General features: G+C 73.3%; 9 protein-coding genes. 7 read left to right on the top strand and 2 right to left on the bottom strand.

Features of this window, described 5'->3' with window-relative positions:
- Positions 1–39: 39 nt before the first annotated feature.
- Positions 40–1,896: a bifunctional metallophosphatase/5'-nucleotidase gene (locus tag DZF91_RS19310; protein WP_117358849.1), complete on the bottom strand. Its 1,857-nt coding sequence runs from the start codon at positions 1,894–1,896 to the stop codon at positions 40–42.
- Between the two features lie 461 nt (positions 1,897–2,357).
- Here DZF91_RS19310 and DZF91_RS19305 point away from each other — a divergent pair, with 461 nt between their 5' ends.
- The 7 genes from DZF91_RS19305 to DZF91_RS19275 all read left to right on the top strand — a co-directional run bounded on the left by DZF91_RS19305 (position 2,358) and on the right by DZF91_RS19275 (position 9,262).
- A complete protein-coding gene (locus DZF91_RS19305; protein ID WP_117358848.1) occupies positions 2,358–3,194 on the top strand; it encodes an STAS domain-containing protein in 837 nt (278 codons plus the stop codon).
- Positions 3,194–3,571, top strand: a complete 378-nt coding sequence (locus DZF91_RS19300; RefSeq protein WP_199486735.1) for an STAS domain-containing protein — start codon at positions 3,194–3,196, stop codon at positions 3,569–3,571. The genes DZF91_RS19305 and DZF91_RS19300 overlap by 1 nt, the downstream gene beginning before the upstream one ends.
- Positions 3,568–3,975: an anti-sigma regulatory factor gene (locus DZF91_RS19295; protein WP_117358847.1), complete on the top strand. Its 408-nt coding sequence runs from the start codon at positions 3,568–3,570 to the stop codon at positions 3,973–3,975. Before DZF91_RS19300 ends, DZF91_RS19295 begins: the two co-directional genes overlap by 4 nt.
- Positions 3,963–5,012, top strand: coding sequence for an ATP-binding protein (locus DZF91_RS19290; protein ID WP_235834415.1), 1,050 nt, complete (start codon positions 3,963–3,965; stop codon positions 5,010–5,012). The genes DZF91_RS19295 and DZF91_RS19290 overlap by 13 nt, the downstream gene beginning before the upstream one ends.
- Positions 5,013–5,019: 7 nt before the next feature.
- Positions 5,020–6,720, top strand: a complete 1,701-nt coding sequence (locus DZF91_RS19285; protein WP_117358846.1) for an ATP-binding protein — start codon at positions 5,020–5,022, stop codon at positions 6,718–6,720.
- 1 nt (position 6,721) lies between these two features.
- Positions 6,722–8,302 carry a fused response regulator/phosphatase gene (locus tag DZF91_RS19280; RefSeq protein WP_117358845.1) on the top strand — a complete coding sequence of 527 codons (1,581 nt, stop codon included), beginning with the start codon at positions 6,722–6,724 and terminating at the stop codon, positions 8,300–8,302.
- A 240-nt stretch (positions 8,303–8,542) separates the two neighbouring features.
- Entirely contained in the window at positions 8,543–9,262 is a 720-nt protein-coding gene (locus DZF91_RS19275) for a hypothetical protein (RefSeq protein WP_235834414.1), read from the top strand.
- A gap of 3 nt (positions 9,263–9,265) precedes the next feature.
- Here the strand turns inward: DZF91_RS19275 and DZF91_RS19270 are convergent, their stop codons facing one another.
- Positions 9,266–11,020: an AfsR/SARP family transcriptional regulator gene (locus tag DZF91_RS19270; RefSeq protein ID WP_117358844.1), complete on the bottom strand. Its 1,755-nt coding sequence runs from the start codon at positions 11,018–11,020 to the stop codon at positions 9,266–9,268.
- Positions 11,021–11,024 lie beyond the last annotated feature (4 nt).

Below are 11,024 nucleotides of genomic sequence, written 5' to 3'. Positions count from 1 at the left end.
CCGGACGCCGCGCGGCGTCCGGCCCGGTCCCGTCCCGGATCAGAAGACCGGCGTGCCGTTGCGGACGAGCCTCCAGTTCACGGTGTGGAAGCCGGCCGGGTCGATGGTGCCGGACGCCGACGCGTAGGCGACGATCGCCTCGCGGATGGGGACCTGGGCGTTGTAGACCACCGGCGCGGTGCTGATGTGCGGGAAGCCGCCGCCGCCGGACTGCCGGTAGTTGTTCACCGCCACGACGAACTTCTGCTCCGGGGTGACCGGCGCGCCCTTGTAGGTCAGGTTGGCGATGCGCGAACCGGCGTCCTTGGAGATGTCGATGTCGTAGTCGACGCCCGAGAACTGGTCGTAGTTGTAGTCGGGACGGTTCGCCTCGTTGGTCCAGGCGGCCGGGTCCACGGGCGCGTCCGGGGGGGTCTTCTTGAAGTACCGCGCCGAGTACTCCAGGTAGTCCTTGATCTGCGCGCCGGTGAGGACGCTGCCGAGCAGCGTGTTGTCGTAGATGTAGAGTCCGGCGATGTCGCGGATGGTGACCTGTCCGGCGGGGAAGGTCGCCGCCCGGCTGAACGGCGCGGCGATCGACAGCACCGGCAGCGACGCGTACTCGGTCCCGGCGACCGCCTCGGTGACCTTCGCCGTCTGGACGAGCTGGACGTAGTCGAGGATCGCGGTGTCCTTCCAGCAGGACTCGGCCGCCGACAGCGCCTGCGTGGAGGTCGCCACCTTCTGGTTGACGTAGGCGACGACGGCGTCGTGCTGCTTCTTGACCAGCCCGACGATCGCCGCGTCCTCCTGGACGGTGTTGGTGTTCACCGTCGTGGCGGACTTCCCGGTGACCGTCCAGCGGCCCTTCTCGCGGGTGAGGGTGAGGTCGAAGACCGACAGCCGCTCGCCCCAGCACTTGGGCTCGCTCATCACGACGCTCTGGCCGGTGGTCGTGTTCGTCACGTACCGCACGGGGACGTCGAGGTGGGCGTGCCCGAACAGGATCGCGTCGATCCCGGGGACCTGCTCGGCGACCATCGCCGAGGCGTTCTCCACCGGGAGGTCGGTGCCGTAGGACGACAGGCCGCTGTCGCCGGCGTGGGCGCTGACGATCACCACGTCCGCGCCCTGGGCGCGCATGACCGGCACCCAGCGCTTGGCGGTCTCGACCAGGTCGAGGAACTCCAGCTTGCCGGAGACGTTGGCCTTGTCCCAGATCGCGACGCCGGGGTTGGTGAGGCCCAGCAGGCCGACCTTGATCGGCGGGTGGCCCGGCACGTGCATCCGCTTGATGACGTACGGCTGGAAGGCCGGCCGCGTGGTGCCCGCGTGGACGGCGTTGGCGGCGAGCGCCGGCGCGTCCATCTGGCCGATCCACTTCTCCAGCAGCGGCAGCCCGTAGTTGAACTCGTGGTTGCCGAGCGCCACGGCGTCGTAGCCGATGGCGTTCATCACCCGTGCCATCGGGTGGACGTCTCCGGTCTTGGTGATGGGCTCGACCGTGGCGTAGTAGTAACCGAGCGGAGTCCCCTGGATGGTGTCGCCGGCGTCGAACAGCAGCGTGCGGTCGCGTCCCCGCGCGGCGCGGATCTGCTCCACCAGGCTCGACACGCGGGCGAGGCCCACGACGTTGCCCGCGCTGTCGGCGTACGCGGCGTCGGTGTAGTAGTCCCAGTTCACCGCGTGGCTGTGCAGGTCGGACGTGCCCATCACGGTGATGGTGACCGACTTGTCCTTGCCGGGGGCCGCCGCCTGGGCCGATCCGGGCCAGCCCGCCAGCGCCAGCGCGCCCGCGGCGGTCAGCCCGCCGAGGACCTTCCGGCGGCTCACACCGGACGACCGCTCCGCGTCGTCCGGGACCCGGCACGAACACCAGCGCGGCGACGGACCGTACTCGTTCCCCGCATCAGCCATGTCTTCACTTTCCTTATCTTCTGGAGGGCAAGGCGACACGATAGCGATCGGACGTCCGCGACAACCTGGCGGTATCCCGCAATCTTCACGGCCCGTGCTTGGCACACCTTGTCTCCGGGACCCGGGTGTCGGTCGAACGGGGTTTCGAAAAGCCGCCGGTCTGTGGCAGCGTGGCCGGGGAGAGGCGAGCGGGACATACGGTGGAGGCGTCGATCGCGTCCGCTCCCGCCGTGCGGGCCGACGCGGCAGAAGGAAGGGTGCCGCCGTCCGGGGCCGGCCTTGAGGGGCCGGGTGGGTTCAGGCGGGGCCGGCGGGCGGCTTCGACCCGGGAAGGGCTCGTCGTCGCTGGTCAATCCGCTGACAATCCGTCGAGTTCCGAGTCATCCGTACCTGTACGCTACTCAGCGGTACGGTCGGCGGATTCATCCAAGGAACACACGTTTTCGTGAGGAGCACGCTAGATGAGCGATGGCGCGGGCAAGGCACATCTTCCGGAGCTGTTGCGCTCTGGTCGGGAGGCCGTGCTTGATCGCTGGCTGGAGGTCGTGCTCGAGGGGGTCCGCGGCCGGATCACCGAGCGGGAGCTGAAGGCCGAACTGACCGAGCTCTACGCCCTGATCGAGCGGGCGGTCGCCGGCGGCGACGAGGAGGCGGGGCGGGAGCTGCGGGCCGCGCTGGCGGAGATCTCCCGCAGCCGGGCCCGGCAGGGCTTCAGCCCGAGCGAGACAGCCGTCAGCGTGTTCGCGGTCAAGCAGGCCCTGCTCGAACAGGTGTCGGCCACCGCCGACATGCAGGCGTACGCCGAGTTCATCGAGTTCTCCTCGTGGGTGGACGACCTCGGCCTGGTGACCTTCGAGACCTACGCATCCGCGCGCGAGCAGGTCATCGCCGACCAGATGGAGCAGCTGCTGGAGCTGTCCACGCCGGTGGTGAAGCTGTGGGACGGCATCCTCGGCGTGCCCCTGGTCGGCACGCTCGACTCGGCCCGCACGCAGGTCGTGATGGAGACGCTGCTGGAGCGGCTGGTCGAGACGGGCGCGCAGTTCGCCGTGATCGACATCACCGGCGTGCCGGCGGTGGACACCGAGGTCGCCCAGCACCTGCTGAAGACCGTGATGGCCGCCCGGCTGATGGGCACCGACTGCGTGATCTCCGGCGTCCGGCCGCAGATCGCCCAGACGATCGTCGCGCTCGGCATCGAGTTCGGCGACATCGCGACCAAGGCCAGCCTGGCCGACGCCCTGGCCTACGCGCTGGAGTGCAGCGGCATCCAGGTGACCGGCCGGACGGAGGCCTGATGGACCGCGTCCCGATTCTGAAGATCGGTGATGTCCTGCTGGTGTCGATCCAGATCGACCTGCAGGACCAGACGGTGCTGGCGCTCCAGGAGGACCTGGCCGACCGCATCGTCAAGACCGGCGCCCGCGGCGTGATCATCGACATCACCGCCGTGGACATCGTCGACTCCTTCATCGGCCGGATGTTCGCCACCATCGCCTCCATGTCCCGGCTCATGGACGCCGAGACGGTCGTGGTCGGCATGCGTCCCGCCGTGGCCATCACCCTGGTGGAGCTCGGACTCTCGCTCGGCGGCGTCCGCACCGCGCTGGACCTGGAGAAGGGGATGCGCGTGCTGGGCGCGCCGCTGCCCGCCGTCAGGCCGGGGACCTCGTGACCGCTCAGGACGTGGAGCTCCCCATCGTCTCGAACGAGGACGTGGTGCGCGTGCGGCAGCTCGTGCGCGCGGTCGCGGCGGAGGCGGGCATGTCCCTGGTGGACCAGACCAAGATCGTCACCGCGGCGAGCGAGCTCGCGCGCAACACCTTCGTGCACGGAGGGGGCGGCAGCGCCCGGGTGGAGTCGGTCGTCAACGCGCGCGGGCGCGCGGGCGTCCGGCTCGTCGTCACCGACAACGGCCCGGGCATTCCCGACATCGACAAGGCGCTCACCGAGGGCTGGACGAGCGGCAGCGGCCTCGGCCTGGGACTGCCGGGCGCCCGGCGCCTGGCCGACGAGTTCGAACTGGACACCAAGGCAGGGGAGGGCACCACGGTGACGGTGACCAAGTGGATCCGCTGACGGGGATCGACTGGACGACGAGCCCGGTCGGCGGCGACGCCGTCTGGATGAGGGTCGAGGACCAGAGCGCGGTCGCCGCGGCCCGTCGGCGCGCCACCGGACTCGCCGAACAGCTCGGCTTCACGGGCGAGCGGCTCGGACGCGTCCAGCTCGCCGTGACCGAGGCGGCCACCAACCTGGTCAAGCACGCCGTGCGGGGCGAGATGCTGGTGCGCGTGTCCCGGCGCGGCGGGGACGCCGCGATCGAGTTCGTCTGCTTCGACCGGGGACCGGGGATCGCGGACGTGCCCGGCGCCCGGCTCGACGGCTACTCCACGAGCGGCACGCTCGGCGTCGGGCTCGGCGCCATCGAGCGGATCGCCGACGCCAGCGGCCTTTACTCCGCCTCCGAGGCGGGCACGGTGCTGTTCGCCCGGTTCCACCAGCCGGACGGCGCCGCCACGGTCACCGACCCTCCGTTCGCCGGGCTCACCCGGCCCATCGAGGGAGAGGAGGAGTGCGGCGACGCCTACGCGGCGCGCCTCCACGAGGGGACGGTCTACGCGATGGTGTGCGACGGCCTCGGACACGGGCCGCTGGCGGCGCGTGCCGCGCAGGAGGCCGTCCGGGTGATGCGCGAGGCCGTGCTGCCCGCCGCCCCCGCCGACCTGCTGCGGCAGGTGCACGACCGGCTCGGCTCGACCCGGGGCGGCGCGGTCGCGGTGGCGGCCGTGCAGCCGTCCGCCGGCACGGTCCGCTTCGCGGGGCTGGGGAACGTCGCCGGATGGGTCCTCGGCGGCGACCGCCGGCGCGGCATGATCTCGGTGCCGGGCATCGCCGGCGCGGGCCGCCGCCCGCTGCGCGAGCACGTCTACGACCTGCCCCCGGGCGGGGCCGTGGTGATGCACTCGGACGGCCTGACCGACAAGTGGGACGGCGCGTCGCTGCCCGCCCTCGACCGCGACCCGCTGCTGGTCTCGGCGGAGCTGATGCGCGGGGCCGGCGTCCGCCACGACGACCGGTGCGTCCTCACCGTCACCACGTCCGGCCGGAGGTGACCGCTCCATGACCGAAGAGCTGTTGCGCCTGCGACTCACCGACGAGCAGGACGTCTTCTCCGTGCGGCAGATCGGCCGGCAGGTCGCCGCCGCCGCCGGACTGGACGGGCAGGACCAGGTGCGCGTCGCCACGGCCCTCAGCGAGATCGGTCGGGAGCTGTTCTCCCACTCCGGGAGCGTCTCGGTGCTCTTCTCCCTCGACCGCGGCGAGGCGCCCGCCCTGGTCGTCGAACTGGCCTTCACCCCCTCGGACGGCGCGGACCGTCCGAGGGAGGGCGACACCGCCGCCGCCCGCCTGATGGACGCGGTCGAGGAGACGAGCACCCCGGCCGGACGCGTCGTCCGGCTCCGCAAGAACCTGCCCCTCGCCGCCCTGCCCGGCGGGCTGGCGGCCGAGGTGCGCGCCGAGGTCGGACGGCTGCAGCCCGTCACCGCGTTCGAGGAGCTGCGCACCCACAACGCCGAGCTCATCCGCGCCCTGGAGGACCTGCGGCGGCAGAGCGAGGAACTGCGCTCGCTCAACGCCGAGCTGGAGGAGACCAACCAGGGCGTGATGGCGCTCTACAACGAGCTGTCCGCCGAGCTGGAGGAGACCAACCGGGGGGTGGTCGCCCTGTACGCCGAGCTGGAGGAGAAGTCCGAGCAGCTGCGCGAGGCGGGGGCGGCCAAGAACCGCTTCTGGGCGAACATCAGCCACGAGCTGCGGACCCCGGTCAACGGCGTCATCGGACTCGCCCGGCTGCTGCTGGACCCCGCCGCCGACCCGCTCACCGGCGAGCAGAAGCACCAGATCTCCCTGATCGTCGGCGCCGGCGAGACGCTGCTGTCCCTGGTGAACGAACTGCTCGACATGGCCAAGGCCGAGCAGGGGCGGCTCGCGCCGCGCCGCGCCCCGGTCGAGGTGGAGCCGCTGCTGTCGCAGCTGTCGGAGCTGCTCTCGCCGATGGCCCAGCAGGCGGGCGTGAGCCTGCGGATGGACGCCGGGGAGGCCCCGAACGCCGTCCTGGTGACCGACGAGGTCATGCTGACCCGCATCCTGCGCAACCTGCTGGCGAACGGGCTGAAGTTCACCGAGCGGGGCGAGGTGCGGCTGACCGTCCGCCCCACGCCCTCCTTCCTGCAGTTCGTCGTGACCGACACCGGGGTCGGCATCCCGCCCGGCGACCAGGAGCGCGTCTTCGAGGAGTTCTACCAGGTGCCGGGCACCAAGCCCGGCGGGACGGGACTCGGCCTGACCTACTCGCGCCGCCTCGCCGTGGCGCTGGACGGCGACCTGTCGCTGGACAGCGAACCGGGCGTCGGCACCACCGTCACCCTCAGGCTGCCCCGGACGCGCAGCCTGATCGAGCTCGGCCTCACCCATGTCCTGGTCGCCGACGCGTCCGAGGACGGCCGCCGGCTCCTGCGCGGGATGCTCTCCGACATCGCCGGACGCCTCAGCGAGGCGGACGGGCCGCGGGCCGTCCGCGACATCGTCGGCACCGACCCGCCCGACCTGGTGATCGTCGGCGCGGCCCTGTCGCCGGACGACGCCGCCGCGACCATGGCGGACCTCCCGCCCGCCGTCGCCGTCGTGCTGGTCGCCTCCGAAACCCCGGACGAGGCCGGGCGCGGACGCGCCGACGCCGTACTGGACCACGCCCAGCTCGCCCCGGTGATGCTCGCGGACGCGGTGTCCCGGGCGATGCGGGCCTCGAAGGCACGATGAGATGAACCCCACCGAACCACCGACCACGACGCTGGTCGTCGACGACAACGACACCAAGCGGTACATCATCGGCAGCTGGCTGCGCCGCGCCGGCCACACCGTGGTGGAGGCCGCCTCCGCCGCCGAGGCGTGGGAGCTGCTGGCCGAGCGGGAGGTGGACCTGGTCATCCTGGACGTCCGGCTGCCCGACGCCAACGGCATGGAGGTCTGCGAGCAGATCAAGGCGCGGCCCGCCACGGCCTCGCTGCCCGTCATCCACATCTCCGCCACGGCCGTCGAGGTCGCCGACCGCACCGACGGGCTGCAGCGCGGCGCGGACGCCTACATGACCGACCCGATCGATCCGGGGGAGTTCATCGCGACCGCCAAGGCCGTCCTGCGCTACTACCGCGCCCGCCGCCGCGCCGAACGCATCGCCGAGCGGCTGGCCGCCTTCACCCGCACCTCCCTGGCGATCAACGCCGCGCAGACCTTCGACGAGCTCGGCGCGGCCACCGTGCGCGGCGCCGTCGACATCTTCGCGGAGCCCGCCGCCGTGTACATCCTGCCGCCCGACGGACGGGCGCGGCGGAGCATCAACTACGGGCACGGGCCCTCCAGCCGGCAGGCCTCGCCGGGCCTGCCCGCCCGGCTGGCCGAGATGAGCGGCCTCGACGACCTCACCGGCACCCGGGTCGCGCGCATCCCCCCGCTGGAGTGGCTGGAGATCCTCCCCGACAGCACGCCCACCTCCGACGTCCTGCTGGTGACCTCCCGGATCAAGCGCGGCCGGCCGCCCGTCGGCATCGCGATCCAGTGCCCCGACCACTCCGACGAGGACGACGTCAACCTGCTGCGCCAGCTCGGGCAGACCCTCGCCCTGGCGATGGAGGCGCTGCGCTCCTACGCCGAGGAGCACCAGGTCTCGCTGACCATCCAGCGCAGCCTGCTGCCCACCTCCCACCCCGTCCTGCCCGGCTGGACGTTCGCCGTCCGGTACGAGCCCGCCAGCGACCAGGCCGAGGTCGGCGGGGACTTCTACGAGGTCATCGACCGGGGCGACCACGTCCTGGTGGCCATCGGGGACGTCCAGGGGCACTCGCTGCACGCGGCGACCGTGATGGCCGAGCTCCGGCACGCGCTGCGCGCGTTCGCCGAGGAGGGCCACGACATCGCCGCGATCCTCCGGCTGCTCAACGGCGTCATCCAGCGCTACCACGACGACCAGACCGCCACCATGTGCCTGATGCGGCTCGACCCCCGCACCGGCGCCCTGCGGATCGCCAACGCCGGGCACCTGCCGCCGCTGCACATCGCCGGCGACCGGGCGGAGTACCGGGGCGGCGGCGGCCTGCTGCTCGGCTTCCCCGCGGACGTGGTCGCGATGGAGGAGACGACCGTCCCGCCGGGCGGCGCCGTCATCCTCATCACCGACGGCCTGATCGAGGACCGGGGCGTCCCCCTGGTCGACAACCTCGAACGCCTGCGGATCCTGGCGCTCGACGTGGACGACGACCTGGAGTCCTACAGCGACCGCATCATCGCCGAGTTCGGCCCGCGCGAGGACGACGTCGCCATGGTCATCGTCCGCCGGGACCCCTGACCTCATCGCCCCCGCACGCCCACGAACCGATGCCGTCTGGCCGCGGCGGAGGCGGCTGCGGTGGAGGTGACCGCGCTGGAGGTGACCGCGGTCCCTCTTCCGGACGAGGGGGCAGGCCGGGGTTCCCCTTCACGGGGGAAACGGATCATGGTCGCGGGGGAGGCGCGGGCGCTCCGGGCCGGACGAGGCTTGTCGCGGCGCCGCCGAGCCGGGTGGCGCCGGTTCCCGAGGAGTCTCACCGTGACCGCGACCGAACCCCGTCCGCGCACCCGCCGCAAGCCGGGCGGCCCCACCGTCCGCCGGAAGCAGGGCGGGCCCACCGTCCGCCGGAAGCAGGGCGGGCCCACCACCGGCCGTGGGCCGGGCTTCGCCGTCCGGCTGCACGGCCGGACCGCCGAGGGCGTGCCGCGCTGGGCGGTCCGCGCCGCCTACGCCACCAGCCTGACCGTGCTGCCCGCCGGACTGTGGCGCGTCCTGAGCGTCGACTTCCGGGTGCCGCTCATGGAGGCGCCGAGTGACGGGCGTCCGCCGCCGGCGTGGTTCGGCGGCGAGTGGTGGTACGTCATCGCGCTGAGCGTGGTCAGCGAGGCCCTGGCGTTCCTGGCGGTCGGGCTGGTCAGCCAGTGGGGCGAGACGTGGCCCCGGTGGGTGCCGCGCCTCGGCGGTCGCCGGATCCCGGTCCTCGCGGCGGTCGTCCCGGCCGGCCTCGGCGCGGCGGCCAACACCCTGCTCTGGCCGTACGCGATGACCATGATCAGCCTCGGCTACAAGATCGACGGCACCGTCGGCGCCGCCAGCCGGCCGCACGGTTGGCGGGCCCTCGTCTTCTACACCGCCTACTGGCCCCTGGCCGCCTGGGGACCGCTGCTGGCCGTCCTCACCGTCCACTACTACCGCCGCCGCCGTGCGGCCGAGGCCGCCGGCACCGCGCGCCGGGCACCGGTCCCCGGAGGAGCCTGAGCGCTAGTCGCCGGGGAAGTGCACGAGGTGGAGGCGGAGCAGCGGAGGCGGCGCGTAGGTCCAGGTGGAGCCGGTGCGCCGGGGGACGGCCAGGTGGTGCTCGACGAGGTGCTCCAGGAGTTCTTCGGCGTGCGCCGGGGGGAGGGAGAGGACCTCGGCGACGCGGGCCGGGGTCGCGGGTCCGTCCGCCAGGACCGCCAGAGCCCGCCGGGCCGGGATCTGGAGGGCGGAGGTGACGCGCGCGTAGGACGTCCGCAGGTTCTGGTCCCCGGTGGTGAGGAGGTTGAGGCGGCGGCGGTCGTCGGCGAGCCACGCGGCCAGGTCGGCGGGACGCCAGTGCGGCCGGGACTGCAGGAGCGCCGCCGCCGCCCGGACCGCGGACGGCAGCCCGTCGCAGAACCCGATGACGGCCCGGCCCGGCGCGACGCCGGTGAGGGCCGTGAACAGACCGGTGGCGTCCTGGTCGGACAGCGGCGTCAGCCGGATCGTGGCGGTGGTGTCCAGGGCGGTGAGCGGACGCCGCGCCGTGACGATGACCGAGCACGTCGCGCCGCCCGGCAGCAGCGGGCGGACGCGGGACTCGTCGGCGGCGTCGTCCAGCAGGAGCAGGAGCCGCCGGTCGGCGGTCAGCGTCCGGAACATGGCGATCCGGTCGGGGAGCGGTTCGGGGACCGCCTCCCGCGGGACGCCGAGGGTGCTGAGGAAGCGGACGAGGATCCGGCCGGGATCCTCGGTCAGGTCGGCGTAGAGCTGCCCGTCCGGATGGGTCTCCTGGAGGCGGTGCGCCACGTGCAGGGCCAGCGCGGACTTGCCCGCGCCGACCGGCCCGGTGATGGCGAGGACGGGCAGGGACGTCGGGGACGTGGTCGCCAGCGCGGTGCGGAGGCCCTCGACCTCGGGGGCGCGTCCGATCAGCAGCGGCGGGGCGGGCGGGAGCTGGCGCGGCCGTAGCGTCGCGAGGACGGGCGGGACGGCCGCCGGGTGCACCGGCTCCTGCGTCAGGATCGCCGCCTCCAGCTGGCGCAGCTCGGGGCCCGGCTCCAGGCCCAGGTCCTGGACGAGGGCGCGGCGCCCCTCGCGGTAGACCGTCAGCGCCTCCGCCTGGCGGCTGCCGCGGTAGAGGGCCAGCATCAGGACGGCGCGCAGGCGCTCGTCGTAGGGATGGGCGTCCACGAGCGGGCGCAGTTCGAGCGCGACCGTGTCGTGGAGGCCGAGTTCGAGCTGCGCCTCGGCCATGTCGCAGACGGTCTGCAGGCGGCGGTGCTCCAGGTGCTCGGCGTGGCGGCGCAGGAAGGCGCTGCCGACGTCCAGCAGCGCGGGGCCGCGCCAGCAGGCCAGCGCCTTGGCGTACAGGCCGGCCGACGCGGCGGGGTCGGCGCGCACCGCCCACGCCTGCTCGCGCAGCTCCTCGAACTGGGCGAGGTCGGTCCGGCAGTGCGCGGGGTCGAGCAGGTAGCCGGGCGGACGGGTGACCAGGACCCGTTCCGGGGCGTCCGGGAGGCCCGCCGCCCTCATCGCGTTGCGCAGCGCGCTGACGTGGCCGTGCACGTTGGCGAGGGCGCTGCGGGGCGGGGCGCCGTCCCACAGCGCCTCGATCAGCTCCGAGACGGGGACGACGCTTCCCGCCCGCAGGGCGAGCAGGGCGAGGAGCGCGACGCGGTGCGGGCCGCCGAGCGGCAGGCGGCGGCCCGCGACCCGCGCTTCGATTTCGCCGAGCAGGCTGACGTTCACCTCGCCGAGCGTACGCTCGAAGATCAAAAAC

Origin of the sequence: Actinomadura logoneensis, from assembly GCF_003428695.1 — a bacterium.
Taxonomy (GTDB): domain Bacteria; phylum Actinomycetota; class Actinomycetes; order Streptosporangiales; family Streptosporangiaceae; genus Spirillospora; species Spirillospora logoneensis.
The sequence above is the reverse complement of the archived record's forward strand: the minus strand, read 5'-3'. Positions and strand labels throughout refer to the sequence as shown.

Bases quoted from the DNA above. Each gene is read 5' to 3' on its own strand.
- DZF91_RS19310 (WP_117358849.1), bottom strand. From the start codon at position 1,896: ATGGCTGATGCGGGGAACGAGTACGGTCCGTCGCCGCGCTGGTGTTCG.
- DZF91_RS19305 (WP_117358848.1), top strand. From the start codon at position 2,358: ATGAGCGATGGCGCGGGCAAGGCACATCTTCCGGAGCTGTTGCGCTCT.
- DZF91_RS19300 (WP_199486735.1), top strand. From the start codon at position 3,194: ATGGACCGCGTCCCGATTCTGAAGATCGGTGATGTCCTGCTGGTGTCG.
- DZF91_RS19285 (WP_117358846.1), top strand. From the start codon at position 5,020: ATGACCGAAGAGCTGTTGCGCCTGCGACTCACCGACGAGCAGGACGTC.
- DZF91_RS19280 (WP_117358845.1), top strand. From the start codon at position 6,722: ATGAACCCCACCGAACCACCGACCACGACGCTGGTCGTCGACGACAAC.